Origin of the sequence: Clostridium sp. KNHs205, from assembly GCF_000702945.1 — a bacterium.
In the GTDB taxonomy this organism is placed as follows: Bacteria; Bacillota; Clostridia; order Lachnospirales; family Lachnospiraceae; genus Anaerocolumna.
On the sequence record NZ_JNLE01000005.1, the window covers coordinates 357,053 to 380,022 of the forward strand.

Sequence of the window (22,970 nt, forward strand, 5' to 3'; positions counted from 1 at the left end):
AATATAATCTTACCGTCACATATATACCAATTGACGTGATCTATAATTTAACCACCAAATTGATCTTATATAACTATTATATTCGTCTCACTGGATAAATATGACAAGCTATTAATATTTATTCTATAAAAATATTTTTAATATTCTGATATACGCCACATATACTGCATCTTAATAAACAGGAACTGTTATAATGATTTATGTCTAATACTATATCTGATTTATTTTATTTTATCTTTGCCCTTACAACCTTATAAAAAAAATCGCTAACCCTTGGTTACCCTTGGATTAGCGAGTATTATTTACGATTTAACATTATTCAACCCTAACCCCATATCATGTAACAAACCAAAAGGGAAAGGTAGATATTTTATACTTATGTATCGTGGTAACTTTATTGATAAATTCTTATTTTATCTCCAATATAAATTAAGTCAGGATTTTTAATGTTATCTTTATTCCATTGATAAATCGTATTCCAGGAAGATGCCTTTCCTAAGAAATTATAAGCTATTTTACTTAAGTTATCCCCTTTTTTAACAATATATGTAGTGTATTTCTTAGTCTCAGTCTTAGAATCCTTTGTTAAAGGTTCCTTTTTATCAGATGCTTTTACTTCTGCTTCTCCTACTATCTGAGTGTTATCAGCTACGGTAATTCTTCCTTGCTTTTGAATCGTGATAACGCCTGTCTTTTTGATATAGTTCATAATAATTTCTTCCATGGCATTATATTCATTTAGCGTCGGAAATTTACTAAACATTGTATAGTTATCACCGCCTGCTGCCATAAAATCATTTGTGGCCATGGTATAGGTTGCCTTTAGATTAAGTTTTTTGCCATTTACCTTAATATTGACTGCCCGGCTCCCAACGGCTTTTGAGATATCGATTTGGAAAGTTACACCTGATACCTGTGGGAATCCTCCCAGTGACTCCGGATAGGAAGCAACACCAACCTCCAATGCATCTTTTAGCGCCTGCCCGGTTATTTCTTTTGTTACGACATAATTGCCAAATGGAAATACTGTTACCAAGTCTTTTCTGGTAATGGCACCGGTCTGAATAGAGGCGCGAATTCCCCCACCATTGGTAATGGCAATATCCGCACCTGTTGCATCCCGAAATGCATCCGTTACAAAATCACCCAGGTTCGTTTCACCAGTTCTAACAAAATCTCTTTCTCCGACTAAATCTACGGCAGTTTCTCCAACTTTTTCAGAGAGAATTTTATCCTGCTCAGAAACAACTTGCGCTGTATATTCATCTACCACAACATCTGTACCTTTAAACTGTTCCGGCGTAATTAAAGTTGGTGTTATATTTCCCTGCTTATCAATCAAAACCACACCGATGTTTTTAATATATTCACCAGTACTGACTATTAAAGTATCCCGAACCTTTAGACCCTCTGATAACATCGTATGACTGTGGCCGTCTACTATTAAGTCAATCCCATCTACCTGCTCCGCAATCTTTTTTGTTGTAAATTCACTGCTGGTATCTAAACCAATATGTGTTAAGGCTATTATTATTTCTGCACCTTCTTGCTTAAGCTTCGTAACTTCTTCTTCGGCTACTGTTATTGGATTCTCAAATGTAATTCCTTCCACATTCTTAGGATTAGTTTTGTAAGCCGTCTCTGGAGTAGATAATCCAAAAATACCATATTTAATACCGTTTTTTTCAATAATGGTGCTTTCATCAAACAATTTTTTTCCGGTAACTGTATCCACTGTATTAGCTGAAATCAAATCATATTTCATTAATTTCTCCAGTGACTTTAAATGGTCATAACCGTAATTAAAGTCATGATTACCAGGCACCATTGCATCATATCCAGCCAGGTTCATGATATTAACGATGCTTTCTCCTTTATCCAGTGTTGCAATGGGCAGTCCATGTAAAGTATCTCCTGCATCCATTAAAATAACTTCTGCTCCACGTTCTTCGTACAGTTTTTTTAAAGCGCTGACAGAAGTAAATCCCATATATCCGCTATTTTCATCCGGAACTGCTCTGCCGTGTGTATCGTTTGTATGTATTACTACAGTATAACCCGTTAAATCCGTCTTCGCTGATTCTTTTGCTGCCACCGGACTAGATGCTGTTAATATAATAGCTAGTGCCAAAATTAGTCCTAAAAATTTCTTTCTCAATAATTTTCCCTCCATTAACGATAAATTTTACGGTATCAGACCACTATAAAGTTTGTCTTTACTAAAATCTTAAAAGATATGAATTTTTCAATCTACCATATTATAGTAAAATTTTTGCAAACTTTATTAGCCTCATAACAATTTATCCGTGGATGGAGGAAAAGATGCTAAAGAATCGCCAAAAATAAGGATTACAGCCAAAAGCTGAAGTCTGCAAACCTGATTGTATCAGGTCGTATCCTTATAATTGATTTGAATTATCTCTATTTAGAGATCTAGTTAACCCATGTATGTTGATGTTTTTTTTATAAGTGTTATGCTTCAAAGGACAGAGTTTTTATATTAGTGGAGAAATTAAATATGCTCATACCACGTTTGTATTTCAGGCTCCTTATAAAGTGTTTGAAAAGATACAGCTCCATAATAAATTTACCTGAAACATATCGTTTTCCCCTAATACAATTATAGATAGGGAATAGATTAGCTATTAACGAATATATTAAATAAAATACTCTATATTTTTTACTATTAAAAGAGGTTAATCATGTATGTAAGAAATAAATATACAAATATGCTTATAAGACTATCTAACTTAGAGGATTACGATATCTACTATATATCCAAGGACAAGATCAGTAATTTCTGGTTTATCATTAATCAAGGAATCAATGATATGGCTAATTTAGTAGGTGCCAGTTTTATTTGGGATGCTCCTGAGGAAAGATCTGTAGATAAACAAATAGAAATAATAACTAATGCCGCGAATAACGGTGCAGATGCTATGCTAATAGCTGCTCTCGATCCTGTAGGAGTATCCAGTGCAATAAAATATGCAAAATCCTTAGGTGTAAAAATTATATATCTAGATACTCCTTCAACTGAGGAAGGCATTGTAACACTAGCAACTAATGATTACATTGCTGGTGTTACTGCTGGTGAAAATATGATTATTGAATTGGCAGCCGCCGGATATAGACAAGGCACAATAGGAATAGTTAGCGATTCCATAATGAGTACAAATACCAGAGAAAGAGTTAATGGTTTTCGTAGCGTATTAGCTACTAATAGAAATTTCAAACTGCTTAATACTCAATTTGGTCCTAACACAGAAAGTGCATTAATAATAGCAGATAGTTATATTGCTAATAACCCGGATTTAGTTGGAATATATGGTACCAATGAGGATACAACTATCGGTGTTGGGTATGCAATCAGTAAAAGTAGCATCCCAATAGTTGGAATAGGATTTGATTTTCCACCTGAAACTGAGAAATTGCTTGAGAATGGAAGCTTAAAAGCGGTTATGGTACAAAATCCATACACCATGGGATATCTTGGAATGGCACAAACCATAGCCGCTTTAAAGGGGTTTGACACAGGACCACACTATATTAATACTGGGGTATCCGTCCGAACAAAGTATACAAATTAATGTTTATATGCGCCTAGCCTTTTATGCGATTTCTATCCGTCGGACCAGAGGTTTGTCTACAGCTTCCTTCAGATTCCACCTCACGATGAACACTCTTGCTGTTAAGCTATACATTTCCCACTACCTTGGTATGTTCGAGACTTACACCCGTTAGAACGCGCCCATGGTGCGCAAAAAATAGGAAGTCCTATAAAAGGGCTTCCCAGGCAAATTCCCATAACCAGATACACTTACATGCCCTAGAACAATCTCCTTTATCAATAACATAATGCTGAGGGAGGAGTACAACTTAATCAGCACACGTAAGTATGTTCTGCAAAATAAGCAATCTCAGCAAAACCATTTCTTTCATATAATTTTTTTGCGCCAGAATTTGATTTCGCTATTCGAAGTCTTATCTTATCAATGGATTTGTTTGAACTCATAGTTCTAATACAATGTGCTAATATGTAAGTTCCGTAGCCACGATTTTGGTATCTTGGTCTTACAACCAAATCAGTAATATAGTTTTCTTGAAAAATATATGCACCTACCAATTCGCCACTTAACCAAAACGAATAGATTTGATTATGTTTATTCAAAGTATCGAGTTTTTGTTGAAATTGCTTTTCATTTAAAGCATAGCTGTTTGTCTCCCAATCATTATCCACATGCAACTGATAATATGCAGTATCAAATAAATCAATAAATTCCTTTAACCTGCTATTATCAAAATTTCTTTCTACTAAATTGCAGTTGCAGTTTGTTAATTGTGGTAAGTTTTTATCCTGATATTCAAGGTGGTATCCTTCCATATCTGATTGAAAACCTAAAGTTCTTACTAATTCAATTATTTTGGAATTATTCCCCCAAGTATTAAAGCATACCTCTTTTGTTATATTTTCAGAAATGTATTCATTAGCTTTTAGCTTTATTAATTCTAAAACCTCTTCTATGCTATCTTCATTAAGGAAATAAGAATAAAAAATACAACAATCTTCGTTGTCAACTTTTATGAATGCACCTTTATTTTCTACTGTATTTAAAGAATATAACACTTCAACATTTTGAATGGAATTGGCTACATATTCCTTTGCATGGGGGGATATTTTTTCTATTAATTTTAATATTTCTTCTTCAGACATTATGTCAATCATTCCTTTTCAATTCCGGTAGATTTTATTAAGCGTGAGTAGATTCTATTTGATTACTATTTGGTTATTTTAGTTAATTCAGGATTTATCATCCCAAGATTATCATCAAGTGTAAGTATATAACTAGGAATTTTACTATTTCGATTATATATGTAAAAATCAAGAAGGCTACCATGAGTTGTATATGAGTTGCTATAATATGGCCGCTCTGATTTATCATAATAGATAGCTGACGAACTCCTATAACTTCCCGCTATTAAAGAATTTACAGTAATAAGTTTAGAAATTAATTTTCCATTTTTACCATAACTAAAATCCATTACTACTAATTTTTCTATTTCGTCACCACTATATATACCTGTTGATGTGTAATTTATAAGCCTTTGCTTTTTATTTATAAATCTATATGTTTTTTCTTCCTTATAGTTTGCAATTTCTACAGAATAAGGATTAAATTTTGTATCATTCCTAATGGGCATAAGTGAAAACTTATCATAAGTAAATTTTTTTTGAGTAGCATAGGAATCTATTTCAAATCCGAATGGATTGCTATAATAATATGAAATTCCACAACCTTTTTTTGTTTTTTCATCAAAATACAATTCGACGGCTAATTTGCCTTCATCATCATAACCTTTATAAAAGGTATTTTTATTGTTAAACCCATACTTTTGCAAAAATTTACTTTCAGTAGTAGTCACTATTTTATTTGTATTTTTATCCCAGTAATCTATGCTTGTTTCAGCGCTAACTTTTTTACAATAAATTATTACTGAACTTAATAATACTACAATTAAAAAAGATAAATTTACTTTTAGAATTTTATGAAACCATGTTTTGCTATTCATTATAACCTCCCTTTGTTAAACAAAATCCATCACAAGCTCAATTTATCCATAATAAGCAGAATATACTGGTTAAAAGGACAGAAATTGTTTAAAATATTGCGTATCACACATTTACTTCGCTTAATGCTTATACTGCAGTGTGATACAATTCATAAATACAATCAACAGTTTAAATGTCTTTATAATTCTCAATAATGTTGCATATCCGTAAATACACTTTAGAAAACTGCCTCATAATACAAGCAATTTCTTTGCGTTTCGCAGCATCCTGTAAAACTTCGTAGCTTATGTTAAATTCGCCACCTGCTTCTTTTAACTGGTTTTCTAAATCGTTCAATGCCCTGTATTCCTTATCAAGTAGCGGTGTGATGCTAGCTAATTCTGGATTCATTTGTATAGCACGGTCGGTTGTATATCGTTTGGAAAAAATATTTGTGGCTATGATACAGATATAGACACAATAATACCGCCAGCCTGCAATACTGTTTGATGCTTCAAAGTCTTTTTTTGACATTAGATAAAAATCACTTTCCAGCATATTCGCCCACTGTTCAAAAGCATCATTGCCGAAAAACACATCGTTGCTTTTGTTAGGCAGCGTCCTTATCAATCGAGGTGCGTCCATTAACGCTTTTTTATATGATTCCGAAATCGCCGGAAACGCTTCTTTCTTCCCCTCGATAAATACAAATACATAAGGCAAGCCATCGTCCAATGTAAAGGGCATAAGGTTTGTGGCTTCTTCCGGCAAACGATAAAAACACTCACCATCATTTTCGTAACCGATAACTACAGATACTTCTTCGGTTGGCCACGGTTCGCCGCCTGAAAACGGCGTATGGTAAAAGCCTTTGCCGAGGACAGGGATACCTTTATCGATATACTCAATGATTTTAGTTTTGCATTTTTCCTTGTCTTTCTTCCACTCTTCGGCATCAATATATGAAAAATTATAGCCGATTGCGTCAAAGACTCGTTTTATTAACTCGTAATCAAACTTTGCGTGTGAGAAACAAACTTGCCATTTGTTCTTATCTGTGCCGTACACCTGCACATAGCAATCGCCCGAAACAGCGGAGAAGAACCAATAATCATACTGTTCGTCCTCACCCAGGCACTCCATTAAAAATTTCATGCAGCCGTTAAAAACATAATTCTGCCCTTTTTCAGGGTACTGTAATTGATGAATAGGTATGTTGTCAATCAGTTTACGTGACATGTCAAATCCTCCTTGAATAGTTACATTGATAGTCAGCGGTTGAAAGAGTTTTAATCTACCTCCTTGTTTTCGCACGCTTGAAGGGGATATGCCGTGAAACCTTATGAAAGCCTTTGAAAAACTCTCTTGTGTATCGTATTGATAGCGCATAGCAACATCAATGATTTTGCTATTTCCATGCAGTAATTCTTGCCCGGCCAAGCTTAAACGTCTGTTGCGAATATAATCGCCAATCGTCATCCCCGTCACCAAATGAAAAATACGTTGAAAATTTGAATTTGAAGAAAACACTTTTTTTGATACATCGTCAATACTTATTTCATTGGTTAGGTTATTTTCAATATAATGTATCGCTTTCGATAGGCTTGTTATCCAGTCCACAGTTTATCTACCTCCTTCGTCAATGTTACAATAATCCCGAAGAGAAAGTCATGTTTTAAAATGCTCAATGTTGTCCGGTATTTAAAATAAACAGCATTACCTAATATAAATAATCTTCAGTTCGCATTTGTTAATAAAAACAAATCTTTCGACTCCATACAAATTCCTATTAATACACATTTCAAATAAAATGATAACATACTAAATAAAATAAATAAACATATCAGTAATATGCGTACACCAAATACCAAAGTGTATATTCTGCACTTCCTCAAAAATGTATACTTTCATTAGGGTATTAATAATGTAATACCTTTTTTACTTGAAAAGAACTTGAACATAATGAATAAGGTTCTGAAAAAGAGTGATGAAAAGAACGTAAAATAGCAGTGCACATATGGTGTGCATATTAGCGCAACAAAAAAATCCCTTGAAAATCAAGGGATTTCGTAAGCGCGAGACGGGATTCGAACCCGCGACCCTCGCCTTGGCAAGGCGATACTCCACCACTGAGCCACTCGCGCATTTACTATTGTATGTGTGAGGGTTTTGTTATTTATTTTACCGCCTCAGCACATACAGTAGTATACTATATAGGAAATATAATGTCAATACTAATTTAATAAATTTTTTATTTAATATATTTATTATATGAAATTAAGACATTTTAACACTAATGATGTAATCATTCTTCTTTAGATTCTGGCTGCTGATATTGTTCATATATACCGGTCTGGCATCCAGCCACATCTCTTCTGCTGCTATGAGAAGATGTGAAAGACAGATTCCCATATCAATAAGTCTGGTTTCCTTCATAACATTTTTCATCAGTATGTTTCTGGTAGAAAACAGATGTATACGGTTATTATATACAACCATTCTCCAGGGCTGACTGTTTAATACGGAGGGTGACAGTCTGGCAGCGGATATCATCGTACGGACATTCTTATCCACTTCTTCCTTAAATACGGCAATGTCCTTAATCGCTAATCTCCTTGCCTTCTCATTCTGCCTGTATACCTCATTCTCCGCTTCTCCAAAAGCAAGGGTTATAACCTGCTCATAACCCTCCGCCACCGTCTCACTCTTTAGATTCAGATTAGCGATATAACAGCAGCCAAGTCCTCTTGCTGTAATATAAAGAGCTATCTGCTCCATTACATAACCGGCATTTAATTGATAATCCGATTCCGTTGTGGAATACAACACAAGATAATGAGGAGCCTTAACCGTAAGAATCCCTGGCTGCAGGCGCTTTAGTCCAGCCAGCTCCACTATCTTATATTTTACTTTTATATCCTCAGACAGCATAGGTATACTTTCTGCAAAGTTAGCAATATGGTCAAGTACCTTCTGATCTATTTTATCCATACTGTATTTACGGACAGATTTCCTGGCAAAAATTGCTTCGTAAAGATTCATAGCAGACTCCTTATACCCTAATTAGGGCAGCTCATCTCCTCTGATTCGCCTCTTAATTTCTCCATGGCGTATCTTTTATAGTACAGCGGAGATATTCCATAGTATTTCTTAAACAGTTTGCTGAAATGATAGACATCCTCATATCCAACCCGGTTGGCAATGCTCTTAATGCTCTCGCCTTCCGAAGACAGAAGGATATCTCTTGCCTTTTCAAGCCTTATCTTAATCAGATAGTTAATTGGTGATTCCCCTGTTTCTTCCTTAAATATCTTGGAGATATATACAGGGCTTAAGTACATATTATGGGCAATCTGATCAAGAGATATTTTGGTCTCGTAATTTTCATTCAGGTAGTTAATGATCTTCTTAACTGCATAACTTTTGTTGTAGGACTCAAAATTTAAGCCCTTCTGGCTGGTAGCGGCTTCTGTAATATCCCTGATTATATGAAGCATAATCTGAATCATATGGGCTTTCAGCATAAAATACTTACCTGCCTTACAGCTTTCGTTTTCAGAAATCATCTCATAGCAGTGTTTGGATATATCCTGCTTTGTCTCCGATGATGTATGAAGTATATGCCCTCCGTCTTTAAATATCAGAGAATTGGGCGGCATATTCTTAAACTGAAAGCCTGTGAAACCGGCAAAGAATTCTACTGTTGGTTCCTTTGGATTTACTAGGATGTTCTGATGCTTTACACCTGGGTTACACATAATAACATCCCCTGCTTCTACATCATATACTGTTCCTTCCACCAGATATTTGCCTTTTCCTGATAATATATATGTCAGTTCGGTAAAATCATGCTCATGGTAACTGCTTTCCTTAACCATCTTCTGCTTACTGACAAATAATATCGTCGGGTTTAAGTCGTAGTAGGTTATATCAAACTGGTGCTGGCACATAGAATTCCTCCTTCTCTGATTTATACTCTCCCCCAGGGTGCGTCTGAAGACTTCTTGAGCCGGACTGTGCTTCCACTTTGTTCTTTCAGTAGCAATATGAAATGCAATGGGGGATTGCATTTTCTATATTGCAGCAAGTCATAAATTCAAGTGAGGCACTCAGAACGGTGCAACGAGTTTCAAACACGCTCTAGCCTCTATTGTAATAAAGCTACTTAACGTTTCGTAAATTCATTTGGTTGCATCTCTTTCATTATATCATCTTTTTTGGATTTGAAAAACCTTTTTTCATATTTTTATGGTTTTGCAATTTTTGTCGATATAATTGACCTTATATAACAATTGACATGCTTTTCATAACAAAGTACATTTTATTTTTGTGGTCTGATACTATAATAGAACAGAATCTTAAAATACAGATGCTGCGCCATATCATAAAATACAGGCCGGCATAAGAGTGGAGGCTAAATATTATGACAGCAATGCAATGGGTTTTTTCATTTTTGAAAAAACACCGCTTTCGACTGATGACAGCATTGTTATTAGTTACCGTATCCTGTCTTTTGACCATCGTCAATCCTTACATATCCGGTATCATCGTGGATGACGTTATCAAAGGCGGGAACACAGGAATACTTCCTGAACTGGTACTGCTTCTCATCGGTACTACTGTAGTAAGATCTCTTGTAAAATATCGATTTCTTGTGATATTTGAGACTACTTCGCAGAACATGCTTTACAATATGCGTGATTATGTATACCGCAGATTCCTGGAAGAAGACTTTACCTTTTATAATAAGAACAGGACCGGTGATCTGATGTCAAGACAAACCGGTGATATGGATGCTATCAGGCACTTCGTTGCCTATGTAATTTATTCTGTTTATGAGAATTCGCTGTTGTTTATCATAGCTCTGGTGATGATTTTTACAGTTGATTACAGGCTTGCCCTGTGTATGATTGCTGTTGTTCCCATCACAGTATTATTAACCCGCAAACAGCTGACTTCTGTTAAGGCTGCCTTTCATAACATCAGACAGCGCTTTTCAAGCCTTAACACCTTTGTGCAGGAAAATGTCAGCGGTAACCGTGTAGTTAAGGCCTTTGCCAAAGAAGATTACGAAATACAGAAATTTAACAAGGAGAATGATGGCTACCGTGATGCAGAGCTTGCAGCTGCTGGTATCTGGAAAAAGTATGTGCCTATTTTCGAATTCCTTGCCAACTTTCTGACGGTAATTCTTTACCTGGTGGGCGGTATCATGGTTATCAAAGGTTATATTTCCTTAGGAAAGATGGTAACTGTCAGCGGATACCTCTGGATGCTTAATAACCCTTTGAGAATGGCAGGCTGGCTGGCTAACGATTACCAGCGTTTTGTCACTTCCGCAGAGAAGATCTACTCCACGATTAAAGAGGAACCAGGCATTAAGACCCCCTGCAAAGGACAGAAATCCAAACGCTTCGAAGGCATTCTGGAATTCAAAAATGTCCATTACAAAGCAGAAGATGATGTTATCTTAACGGATATTAATTTTAAAGTAAAACCCGGTCAGACCGTAGGTATTATCGGTGCTACCGGTGCAGGTAAATCCACCCTTATGAACCTTTTATGCCGTTTCTATGATGTTACCGATGGGGAAATTACTGTTGATGGTATTAATCTTAAGGACATGGACTTATACCAGCTTCGCAGCAATATCGGTATGGCAATGCAGGATGTATTCCTGTTCTCTGATACCATTGAAGGCAATATTGCCTACGGTAATCCCAACTGTACCCTGGAGGAAGTGAAAGAAGCAGCCAAGGTTGCCAATGCTCATGACTTTATTATGAATATGGCTGACGGCTATGACACCATTGTCGGTGAAAGAGGTATGGGTCTCTCCGGCGGACAGAAACAGCGTATTTCCTTAGCAAGAGCCCTGCTTAAGAACCCTTCCATCGTTATTCTTGATGATACTACCTCCGCCGTGGATATGGAAACTGAAACACAGATTCAGCAGCAGTTAGGTTCCCTGTCCGATAAAACAGTATTTATCATTGCCCACCGTATTTCCTCCATTAAAGATGCCGACCTCATTCTGGTATTGGATAACGGTAAGATAATAGAATCCGGCAATCATGATTCTCTCATCGATAAGAAGGGCTATTATTATACAGTATTCAACCACCAATACGGTGAGTTCGACCAGTTTGCAGGCGGAAACTATAAGGAGGTGTACAATTAATGGCCCGTAATAAATACGATATTGACGAAACCCTCCAGAGCGAATTCAGCTTTGAACAATTAAAACGACTTTATTCCTATATTAAGCCCCATCGTAAGGAAATGTATTTCACAATCCTTTTAATGGTTATATCCAGTGCCCTTGGTATGTTCACACCAAGAATCCTGATGATGATCATGGATGATTATATCCCCAATGAGAATATCAGGGGAGTTATTATGATCAGTATCGTTTTGATGCTGCTAAACCTTATAGTGGTGGTAATTCTCCGATTAAAGATTCAGATTACTACAAAACTTGGTCAGAACATCATCCATAAAATCAGAAGTGATATTTTTAACCACCTACAGGAACTGCCCTTCTCCTATTATGATGACCGTCCTCACGGCAAGATTCAGGTTAGGGTCGTAAATTACGTTAACAGCTTAAGTGATCTGCTTTCAAACGGTATCATAAATACCATTACCGATTTGTTCAGTTTGATCTTCATCGTAATATTTATGCTGTCCATTAATATCAGGCTGACAATTGTATGTTTACTGGGTCTTCCCGTACTAATGGCAGTAATCTTCTTTATAAAGAAGAAACAGCGTATTGCCTGGCAGATTTCCAGTAACAAGTCCTCTAACTTAAATGCTTATATTGCAGAGAGTATTAACGGTATCCGTGTTACCCAGAGCTTTGTCAGAGAAGAGGAAAACATTAAGATCTTCAATAGCTTGAGCGGTAAATACAGCGATGCCTGGATGAAAGCAGTTAAATACAACTTTCTCTTATGGCCCGCCATTGATAATATCTCAACCCTTACCATGGCTGCTGTTTATATCCTTGGTGTAAGCTGGATTACAGGAGATGTAAGCGGTGTAACCGTCGGTGTTCTGATTGCCTTTACCGGATATATCGGACGCTTCTGGGCACCTGTTAACACACTGGCAAGCTTTTATAATTCTCTCCTTACTGCTATCTCCTATCTGGAGAGAATCTTTGAAACCATTGACGAGCCGGTACTGGTAAAGGACAAAGAAGGTGCCGTGGAAATGCCTCCCATCAAAGGAACCGTGGATTTTAAAGATGTTGTTTTCAGTTACGAGGAAGGTATTCCGATCTTAAACGGAATCAATTTTACTGCCAAGCAGGGTGAATCCTTTGCCATAGTAGGCCCTACCGGTGCAGGTAAGACTACCATCATTAATCTTATCAGCCGATTCTATAACCTGGATTCCGGAAGTATTCTGATAGATGGTGTGGATATTAATGATGTTACCATTAAATCCTTAAGAAAACAGATGGGTGTCATGCTTCAGGACAGCTTCATTTTCTCAGGAACCATTATGGATAATATCCGTTATGGTAATATGGAAGCTACCAATGAACAGGTTATGGAGGCAGCTAAGACAGTATGTGCTCATGACTTTATCATGGGTCTGGAGAAAGGCTATGAAACAGAAGTAAATGAACGCGGCAGCCGCCTTTCTGCCGGCCAGCGTCAGCTTATATCCTTTGCAAGAGCACTCTTGGCAGATCCTAAGATTCTGATTCTGGATGAAGCTACTTCAAGTATTGACACAGAAACTGAGATTCTTTTGCAGGAAGGCCTTGCAAAACTCTTAAAGGGTCGTACCTCCTTTATCATTGCACACCGTCTTTCCACCATAAAGAATTCCGACTGTATTCTCTATGTAGATAAAGGTAAGATCCTTGAAATGGGTAACCATGATAAACTGATGGAAAATGACGGCTACTACCACAAGCTTTTCGTTTCCCAGTATGATTTCTTGAATAAAGCTGCAGATATATAAATAGAGGCAATATAAAACCTGCTAAATATTTTGATTTGTAAGCTGCCGGTCTTACTTCCCACTTTTAAGATATATTTATTACGAAGCTATTGGCATTGAAGCTAATGTATTTTTAACTAATGCATTTTAAAGCTAATGTATCTTAAGCTAATGTATCTTAAGCTAATATATCTTAAGCTACTGTATTTTAAAGCTGGTGCGAAGTAAGATTGGCCGCTTTACTTTAGGCAAAAATCATTATACTCATTTTATTCCTAGGATTATTATTTTTCCTGTAGTAAAATAAATTCGTTAAATGAAACCTTAGCATATCACATCACAATTAGTTTCACTAAGAAAGGAGACGTTCTATCATGAATCTGACTTATATGGTGTTTAGAAATGGAATTGAATATGGGCAGAGAAAAGAATTAAAGGAACCTCTCTGCATTTCTACCCTTTTGTGAAATGTTCAAATAAAATCCTGCACGCAAACGGCGTGCTTTTTTTATGCCTTAAATCACCTGATACTACACCATCTAAGTTCGCTTTTATTCTTTTATAGCCTCATTCTTGGAGTATTTTTTTCAAATTGATATTCCAGAATTCGTAGCTGAAAACAGTCTTTTAATTTTTCAGCCTAACGATTAACAATCTATTTTATTTATTCAGGAGGATCTTAGATGATTTCATTAGAAATTTACGGTTATACCGATTACTTTAGCAAACAGATAACCGAAAAAGAAAAAGAGCTGGGTCTTATCCCTGCAAGAATAATATCCATTCAGAAGGAAACCTATAAGCTGATATCTGAATGTGGTGAAAACAATGGCAAATTAAAAGGCTCTGTATTTTATCAGGACATCGAGCTAAAGACATATCCGGCTGTGGGAGATTTCGTGCTTATTAAGGCAAACAACCAGGGCGAGGATATCATATACCGCGTCCTTGACAGACGCTCCAGTTTCTCCAGAGCCAACCCCTCCCTACCCTCTAAAATATCCGGTGCCAGCGCTCAGATGGTTGCCACTAATTTCGACTATGTGTTTGTCATGGCCTCCCTAAACCATGACTTTAACTTACGAAGGCTGGAAAGGTATCTGGCTGCGGCCTGGTATAGCGGCGGCATACCCGTTGTAATACTAACCAAAGCAGACCTTTGTGAAGATTATGAGGAGAAACTTGTCCAGACAGAGGCTATTGCGCCGGGTATTGGTGTCCATGCTATAAGCAGCCATACAGGTCAAGGGCTGGAGGAACTGAACCAGTATCTAAAACCCGGTAAGACCCTTGTATTCATGGGCTCCTCCGGTATCGGAAAATCCTCTCTGGTTAACAGTCTGGCCGGGGAAGAACTTATGAAGGTTAATATCATCCGCGAGGACGACAGCAAAGGTCATCACACCACCACATACCGCCAGTTATTTGCCCTTGAAAGTGGTGCTTTGATTATTGATACCCCCGGTATGCGAGAACTCGGTATCTGGTCAGCAGACGAAGGCGTAAGCGAAGTATTCTCCGACATTGAGGAGCTGATAGCAAGCTGCCGTTTCCATGACTGCAGTCACAAAACAGAGCCCGGCTGTGCTGTCAAGAAAGCCTTAGCAGAGGGAACTCTTACGAAATCCAGATTTCAATCCTATTTAAAACTTGAAAAGGAAGCAAGATATACTGCAAAAAAAGCTGCAATGTTTGAGAAAAGACTTCAAAATAATTTAAGCAACTCTAAGAAAAGAAACAGCAGATAATTATTGATTTAAGTGTCTAATTCAATTTTTCATTAAGCCGGAAATTTAACTACCTGAGAAATTTTTCTTTAGGAAATAGTGACAAATCTTCTTAGATAGGGAACTATAATACTTTCAAGCGCACTTTCATTCTTACTATTTCATGCAAATGAATAGAGCGTAGATAGAAATAAGACAATGAATCAATATCCGCAATAACAAAAAAGAGCCGATCTGAAATTTATGAATATTCCTCCATAAGGTAAGCAATTTTTAACTTCCTGCCTTAAGGAGAGTAATAATTCATCCATCTGAAATCGGTTCTTTTTTTTGAGACTTTTCTTGGGTTTTTCCGGGTTTATCTTGAGTCTTTTTTGGGACTTTTCTTGAGGCTTTATCTTGGGGCTTTTCTCGAGGTTTTTCTTTGGCTTTTTCTTGGCTTTTTCTTGACCTTATCTTGGCCTTTTTCTTGCCCTTATCTTGACCTTATCTTGACCTTATCTTGACCTTATCTTGCCCTTATCTTGACCTTATCTTGCCCTTATCTTGACCTTATCTTGACCTTATCTTGACCTTATCTTGACCTTATCTTGACCTTATCTTGACCTTATCTTAATCTATAATCCGAATTATTTAATTACAGTGATAATATCTTACTGGTGTATTCTCTGATGACACCTACAGATTTCTTGAACTTCTCAAGTTCTTCTTCTGTCAGATGTACTTCCACTACATCACTGACACCACTGCGGTTAAGAATAGAGGGAACGCCGCAGAATACGTCATGTTCTCCAAATTCACCTTCTAACAGGGTGGATACCGGAATAATCTTATTTTCATCATTTAAGACTGCCTTTATTATTCCTGCCGCTGTAGTTGCAATACCATAGCAGGTGGTACCTTTGATATTAAGGATATCAAAGCCTACCCGGGTTACTTTATATACAATCTCATCCAGATTGATTTCATCATATTCCTTATTATCGGAAAGAATATCATTAATCCTCTTACCGCCTACTGTTACATGGGACCAGGGGCACATCTGGCTGTCTCCGTGCTCACCCATAGTATAACCCTGTACGCTTCTTGGATCCACATTAAAAAGCTCTCCGATAAAATGCTTTAATCTCGCGGAATCCATGGCTGTACCGGTTCCAATAACCTGATTCTTAGGAAGTCCGGAGATTTTATATACATAATGTGCGATAATATCTACCGGATTGGACACAACAATAAAATGTCCCTTAAAGCCAGCTTCCATAATAGGCGTAACAATGGACTTGGCAATTTTTGCTGACAGCTCCAGTGTATCCAGTCTTGTCTGTCCGGCTTTTGGAGGTGCTCCGGCTGTGATAACAACAATATCTGCATCTCCACAGTCCTCATAGGTTCCTTGGGTAACTTTGACATTACGGTTTAAATATTCTACGCAGTGGCACAGGTCCATTACCTCTCCTCTGGCTTTATCCTTATTAATATCTATAATCATTACCTCATCACATACTCCCTGTGTTATAAGACTGAAAGCTGTGGATGAGCCAACCATTCCTGCTCCAACGATTACTACCTTGCTTCTGTTAATTGTCATTTAAAACTCCTTTCTTATCCTGCCTGACTGCTATTCTTTAAGACATTCGATTCTGTTACGGCCATTTCTCTTGGCCTGATATAGCAGTTTGTCTGCAATACCTACCAGTTCTTTGATACTTTCTCCCTGATAGCAGGCAAGACCAATGCTTATTGTAACACGAAGTTCCTTATTTTCAAATACATAATTGCTTATACATTCTTTTATTCTCTCAGCCACTTCTACAGCACTGCTGGCACCTTTTATACCACTAAGTATAATCATAAATTCTTCACCGCCATAACGGCCGGCAAAGTCACTGCTTCTTAAACAGCTCTGGATAATCTCTGAAATTCTAATCAGCACCTGATCCCCCAGCTGATGCCCATAGGTATCATTTACACTTTTAAAATGATCGATGTCTAACATCATAACTGCCAGACCTGTAGGTTCTTGCTGCTGCCGTACTATTTCTCTGTCCAGTATTTCCAGTATGTACTCATGGTTATGCAGGCTGGTGAGGCTGTCTTTCACTGCTTTTTCCTTAAATAACTCATTGCTGATTACCAGTTCTTCATTGATTCTTTCTATTTCTGCTTTTTTTCTTGCTAAGAGCTCCTCTTCTTTTTTGCGGTCAGTGATATCTCTAGCTACAAATACGAAACCAAAAGCTTCCTTTGCTTCATCTCTGAGGGCAGAGGCTTTTACTTCTGCATACCTGAGTTCACCATCCTTTTTATGATATCTTAGCTGCATTTGATTAATTTCATTGTTTAAGTAGCTTTTATTGGACTTATTCCATTGCCTTTCACTGCCCTTTTCTAAAAAGGCAAATATATACTCTGGAAGTTCTTCCTCTGATATATCGTACCCCAGAAAGTTCTTTATACTTTTACTGCAATAGCTTAACCTGCCTTTCATATCGGTAACCAATACCAGATCAGGTATGGAATCCATTAATTTACTGAACATTTCTTCGCTTTCCTTAAGCCTCGCTACCGTTTCCTTATGGCGCTTCATTTCCAGCTTCAGTTCTTCCATTGCCCGAATGTCCTGAGCAATAATCAGATATCCAAGCTCCAGTCCGTTGTCGGTTCCTTTAATGGGAACTATGGTCATGTTAACTGGTATAGTTTCACCCTGTTTCGTCTTAATGCTTATATTGTAGTGTTTCTTTCTATGAGGTGAGCTCCCCTTTACCCAGGTTCTGAATTGCTTCTGCTCATCGCCTAAGAGCTTTTCAAATTTGCTGCTGACAAGGTCTTCTGTCTCATATCCCAGTACCAGCTGTGCCTGCCGGTTTATCTGTATAATTTTCCCCTCTAAGTCAATGAGGAATTCGTAATCCATGGTTTCCTTAAATAATTCCTTAATGATTAATTCGTTAGGCGTCAGAAGAAAATTATACTTTCTGATTGCATGGTTTATGCCCAGTATCATAATAACACTGAATATCTGCGTACTATTCAAAAAACCCTCTACATACCGTGGTATTACGAATTCACCAATCAGAGCCAGAATATAGGTAATCACCCCTGTTGTTACGATTACATATACCTGTTTCTTTACAATAATATGAGGCGTTTTATGCTTCCATACCAGAAGCCGGAGCATGCCGATTAAAGTATAGAGGTAATTATAAACCGGATTGCTCAGGTTAAAGAAATGATAAAGGCCCCTTGGCCAGCTCCCTCCAAGAGGAAACACAAATACAGTGAGAACACAGTAGAAAAAAGCCGGAGAAAATAACAGGATACATTTAATCGGGCTGTATATGAGCCTGTCATCTGTAATTACCAAAATCATAAAGAGCAACAGAGCCGGAAAGAAACACCATCCCAAAGCCGATAGCTTGTTCCAGAAACTAAAAACATAAAGGTTATCCGTTACTACATAGGCAATGGAATAAGCAAATGCCCAAATTGCCAGGGCGGCTGTAAGCAGCTGAAAAGCTTTTCCTAACCCTGAATTTTTATTAAGCGTATAGGTGGATATCCCCACAGACAGATAAATAACCCCAGCAATCATTGATAGAAACGACAATACATATTCCATTTTAATCCGTCCTCGGCTCTGAATTTTTACGAAAATCTTAAGATTACTATAACAGAATTAATAATGGTAATCAATTCGTAACAGCTGAAAATCGAGCTATCCTGACCTATTATTTTTATCAATGAATCGTTCCGGCTAATCCTTTCTATATCTGAAAGCATTAAAAAGGCTTCACTTCCATAAAAGCATAAAAATCACCCCGGGTCAGCACATTTGCCGGGGTGATCTGTAATACAATTTAACATATGTTTCTAAGCTTATAAAGTTATTTGAAATACTCAACACCGGATTCAAAGATATACTGGTCCCGGTTGCCGGTAATATTTACAGCAACTCCTTTACCTTTTCTTTCCGAATGCGTCATCTTACCAAGAACTCTTCCATCAGGACTTGTGATACCCTCTATGGCGTAATAAGAACCATTGGGATTGAACTCCTCGCTCATTGCAGGATTTCCGCTTAAATCCACATACTGGGTAGCAACCTGTCCTGCTGCAAATAGCTTACTTATCCATTCCTGGTTTGCAACAAATCTTCCTTCCCCATGAGAGGTAGGGATTGCATAGGTTCCGCCAAGTTCTGCCCTCTTAAGCCAGGGTGATTTATTGGATACAACTTTTGTATATACATACTTGGAAACATGGCGTCCGATATGATTGGTAGTTAACGTAGGGGAATCCTCCTTTTGAGGAGTAATCTCACCGTAAGGCACCAGCCCCAGTTTGATAATAGCCTGGAAGCCGTTACAGATACCAAGTGCCAGACCATCTCTTTTCTTTAAGAGATCATCAACTGCTTCCTTTAATTTTGCATTCTGAAAGGCAGTGGCAATAAACTTACCGGAACCATCGGGTTCATCACCTGCTGAAAATCCGCCGGGGAACATGATTATCTGCGCTTCCTTCACTGCCTTAACGAATCTGTCAACTGATTCCTCAATACTTCCCGGTGTAAGGTTACGGAATACTACAATATCTGCTGTAGCACCTGCCGCCTCAAAAGCCAGGGCAGAATCGTATTCACAATTGGTCCCCGGAAATACAGGAATAAATACTCTGGGTTTTGCTATTTTTTCTTTTGTATAATAGATAGTCTTCTTTTCTTCGTAAATACCTGTATCAATTAAGGTCTCCTTCACTCCGGAGGAGGTAGGAAATACTTTTTCCAAAGAATTTTCCCAGCTGTGCTGTGCTTCTTTCAGTTCCACCTTAGCTTCTTTATAAGTAAATGTCTTATCAGCCGTAACTTCACCTACATAGAGAAAGTTTAATTCAGAGGTCCTTATGGCTGCCAGACCTTCCTCTTTCACTTCCAGAAGCAGGGCACCATATGCCGGCGCAAAAAGCTCCTCTTCTGTCAGTTCCTTCTGAAAAGCAATACCGAATTTGTTTCCAAAAGCCATCTTACTTGCTGCCTCAGCTATACCAAAAGCTCCGGGAGCGTATGCTGCTGACACAAGTCCTTTGTTCATAAGTTCATGAACCTTTTCATAGGAGGCCTTGATTGACTCATAAGCCGGCAGATCGTAGTCGTCCTTCTCTGCCAGGACTGCGATTAAGTAAGAGCCTGCTTCTTTTATTTCTCCGGTAATAACCTGAGAAGCTTTTGTTATTGCTACGGCAAAGGATACAAGGGTAGGAGGTACATCAATGTCCTGGAAGGTTCCGGACATACTGTCTTTGCCGCCAATAGAAGCAAGCCCTAAGCTTAACTGAGCTTCATAAGCTCCCAGTAATGCTGCCAGAGGTTCTCCCCAGCGTTTGGCATCGTCTCCCAGTCTCTTAAAATATTCCTGGAAGGTGAAATAAATAGTTTTATAATCTCCGCCGGATGCAACTATCTTTGCAACAGAGGAGAGGATGGCATACACCGCACCATGATATGGGCTCCAGCTGGATAAGAAGGGATCAAAACCATAGCTCATCAAGGTAACGGTATCGCATTCGCCTTTTAAGGAGGGAAGCTTTGCCGCCATGGTCTGTACCGGTGTGGTCTGGTATTTACCGCCATAGGGCATCGTAACCGTTGCAGTTCCGATAGAGCTGTCGAACATCTCTACCAGTCCCTTTTTGGAGCAGCTGTTAAGGTCACTCAATACCTTAAGCAGCTTAGTTCTAAAGGAAAAACTCTCAGCTGTCCTGGAACCCTCTGACTTTCTGTCATAAAAGCTGCTGCCTTTTTTAAAATAATTATCCTGGACTTCAGGAGGTGTTACCACAACCTCTGTTTCCTGATGAGCACCGTTGGTATTTAGAAACTCTCTGGATATATTAACAATCTCCTTGCCTCTCCATACCATAACAAGTCTGGGCTCTTCCGTGACTTCCGCCACAAGAGTTGCTTCCAGGTTCTCTTCCTCTGCATACTGAAGCAGTGCTTCTACATCTCCTGCATCCGCTACCAGTGCCATTCTCTCCTGGGACTCGGATATCGCAAGCTCTGTACCATCAAGTCCGGCATATTTCTTAGGGACCTTGTCCAGATCAATAAACAATCCGTCTGCCAGTTCTCCGATTGCAACCGCCACACCGCCGGCCCCAAAATCATTGCATTTCTTAATCAGCCTGCTGACTTCCTCCCTGCGGAAAAGTCTTTGAAGCTTTCTTTCGGTAGGTGCATTTCCTTTCTGAACTTCCGCTCCGCAGGTTTCAATGGAGGCTTCCGTATGCACCTTGGAAGAGCCTGTAGCACCGCCGCAGCCATCTCTTCCGGTTCTTCCTCCCAGAAGGATTATCCTGTCACCCGGTTCGGAGGACATTCGCATAACGTTCTTTCTGGGAGCAGCCCCCATTACAGCACCGATTTCCATTCTCTTTGCCACATAACCCGGATGATAGATTTCATCAACCAGTCCGGTAGCAAGTCCTATCTGATTACCGTAAGAGCTGTAGCCGCTTGCCGCGCCGGTTACGATCTTTCTCTGAGGGAGCTTTCCCTTAAGCGTATCTTCAATAGCCACTCTCGGGTCTGCTGCACCGGTAACTCTCATTGCCTGATAGACGTAACCTCTGCCGGATAAGGGATCTCTTATGGCACCGCCCAGGCAGGTGGCAGCACCACCAAAGGGTTCTATCTCAGTGGGATGGTTATGGGTCTCATTCTTAAAGAATACCAGCCACTCCTCATTCTTTCCTTCAATTTCAACGGGAACAATAATGGAGCAGGCATTGATTTCCTCACTTTCCTCCATTTCCTTAAGCTTCCCCTGGCTCTTCAGCTTTTTCATAGCCATAAGGGCTATATCCATCAAGGACATATATTTATCCTCTCTGCCCTGATACAATTCCTTATGATCTTTTTGATATCTTAGAAATGATTCTTCAAGAGGTTTTTTAAAATACCCGTCTTCAATCTTTACCTTGGTAAGCTCTGTAAGAAAGGTTGTATGTCTGCAGTGATCAGACCAATAGGTGTCGAGAACTTTGATTTCCGTAAGAGAGGGATCTCTTTTCTCCTCTGATGCAAAATACTTCTGTACATGAAGAAAATCCTTGATGGTCATGGCAAGGTTAAGGGATTTATAAAAGTCCTTTAGCTCCTCACTGTTCATACCGGTAAAACCTGCCAGAACAGCTACATCCTCCGGTTCATTATAAGTGGTTTCAAGAGTTTGAGGTTTCGAAAGCTTTGCTTCCCTGGAGTCTACGGGATTGATGCAATAGGCTTTGATTTTCTGGAATTCTTCTTCCGTCAGATTACCGGATAATACATAGGTGGTTGCACAGTTAATTACCGGAGCTTCCTTGGGAGACAATAATTTCACACATTGAACGGCAGAATCTGCTCTCTGATCGAACTGACCGGGAAGATATTCTACAGAAAATACGAAATCCTTCTCTTCCTTCGGAAATTCTTCGGTGAACAGAAGGTCTACGGGAGGTTCAGAAAATACCGTACCTAAAGCTCTCTCTATGGTCTCCTCGCTGATATTCTCAAGGTCATATCGGTTCAATACCCGAACCTGTTTTAAACTTCCTATTGCAAGGTAATTTTCTATCTCTTCCAGTAATTCCTGTGCTCTAACGGCATATGCCGGTTTCTTCTCTACATAAATTCTTCTGACGCTGCTCATGTTGTTCCTCCATTCCCATCTTTGCTCACGTTTTCCTTC

13 protein-coding genes and 1 tRNA gene are annotated in these 22,970 nt (G+C 38.4%); 4 read left to right on the forward strand and 10 right to left on the reverse strand.

Annotation, left to right across the window (positions count from 1 at the left end):
• Positions 1 to 394: 394 nt before the first annotated feature.
• Positions 395 to 2,158 carry a 5'-nucleotidase C-terminal domain-containing protein gene (locus BR73_RS0121245; RefSeq protein ID WP_051685465.1) on the reverse strand — a complete coding sequence of 588 codons (1,764 nt, stop codon included), beginning with the start codon at positions 2,156 to 2,158 and terminating at the stop codon, positions 395 to 397.
• Positions 2,159 to 2,702: 544 nt separating this feature from the next.
• Here BR73_RS0121245 and BR73_RS0121250 point away from each other — a divergent pair.
• Entirely contained in the window at positions 2,703 to 3,590 is an 888-nt protein-coding gene (locus BR73_RS0121250; protein ID WP_051685466.1) for a substrate-binding domain-containing protein, read from the forward strand.
• A gap of 293 nt (positions 3,591 to 3,883) precedes the next feature.
• On the opposite strand, the gene BR73_RS0121255 is transcribed toward BR73_RS0121250, so the two are convergent.
• From BR73_RS0121255 to BR73_RS0121280, 6 genes are all read right to left on the reverse strand, one after another.
• Entirely contained in the window at positions 3,884 to 4,714 is an 831-nt protein-coding gene (locus tag BR73_RS0121255; protein WP_033167905.1) for a GNAT family N-acetyltransferase, read from the reverse strand.
• A 65-nt stretch (positions 4,715 to 4,779) separates the two neighbouring features.
• Complete coding sequence (locus tag BR73_RS0121260) at positions 4,780 to 5,571, reverse strand: hypothetical protein (protein ID WP_033167906.1); 792 nt, start codon at positions 5,569 to 5,571, stop codon at positions 4,780 to 4,782.
• Positions 5,572 to 5,740: 169 nt separating this feature from the next.
• Positions 5,741 to 7,171, reverse strand: coding sequence for an AraC family transcriptional regulator (locus tag BR73_RS27770; protein ID WP_051685467.1), 1,431 nt, complete (start codon positions 7,169 to 7,171; stop codon positions 5,741 to 5,743).
• Positions 7,172 to 7,623: 452 nt separating this feature from the next.
• Positions 7,624 to 7,695 (reverse strand) — tRNA-Gly (locus BR73_RS0121270).
• 133 nt (positions 7,696 to 7,828) lie between these two features.
• A complete protein-coding gene (locus tag BR73_RS0121275; protein WP_051685468.1) occupies positions 7,829 to 8,593 on the reverse strand; it encodes a nitroreductase family protein in 765 nt (254 codons plus the stop codon).
• Between the two features lie 17 nt (positions 8,594 to 8,610).
• Positions 8,611 to 9,501, reverse strand: a complete 891-nt coding sequence (locus BR73_RS0121280) for an AraC family transcriptional regulator (protein ID WP_033167907.1) — start codon at positions 9,499 to 9,501, stop codon at positions 8,611 to 8,613.
• A 473-nt stretch (positions 9,502 to 9,974) separates the two neighbouring features.
• Between BR73_RS0121280 and BR73_RS0121285 the strand changes: the two genes are divergently transcribed.
• From BR73_RS0121285 to rsgA, 3 genes are all read left to right on the forward strand, one after another.
• Positions 9,975 to 11,732, forward strand: a complete 1,758-nt coding sequence (locus BR73_RS0121285; RefSeq protein WP_033167908.1) for an ABC transporter ATP-binding protein — start codon at positions 9,975 to 9,977, stop codon at positions 11,730 to 11,732.
• A complete protein-coding gene (locus tag BR73_RS0121290) occupies positions 11,732 to 13,531 on the forward strand; it encodes an ABC transporter ATP-binding protein (RefSeq protein WP_033167909.1) in 1,800 nt (599 codons plus the stop codon). Before BR73_RS0121285 ends, BR73_RS0121290 begins: the two co-directional genes overlap by 1 nt.
• Before the next feature lie 662 nt (positions 13,532 to 14,193).
• On the forward strand, positions 14,194 to 15,258 hold the full coding sequence (rsgA, locus tag BR73_RS0121295; RefSeq protein WP_033167910.1) for a ribosome small subunit-dependent GTPase A: 1,065 nt from the start codon (positions 14,194 to 14,196) through the stop codon (positions 15,256 to 15,258).
• A 616-nt stretch (positions 15,259 to 15,874) separates the two neighbouring features.
• Here the strand turns inward: rsgA and BR73_RS0121300 are convergent.
• From BR73_RS0121300 to BR73_RS0121310, 3 genes are all read right to left on the reverse strand, one after another.
• Positions 15,875 to 16,825 (reverse strand): L-lactate dehydrogenase, encoded by a 951-nt coding sequence (locus BR73_RS0121300; protein ID WP_033167911.1) that lies wholly within the window; start codon positions 16,823 to 16,825, stop codon positions 15,875 to 15,877.
• Between the two features lie 30 nt (positions 16,826 to 16,855).
• A complete protein-coding gene (locus BR73_RS0121305) occupies positions 16,856 to 18,859 on the reverse strand; it encodes a diguanylate cyclase (protein ID WP_033167912.1) in 2,004 nt (667 codons plus the stop codon).
• A 265-nt stretch (positions 18,860 to 19,124) separates the two neighbouring features.
• Positions 19,125 to 22,931 (reverse strand): phosphoribosylformylglycinamidine synthase, encoded by a 3,807-nt coding sequence (locus BR73_RS0121310; protein ID WP_033167913.1) that lies wholly within the window; start codon positions 22,929 to 22,931, stop codon positions 19,125 to 19,127.
• Positions 22,932 to 22,970: the final 39 nt, after the last annotated feature.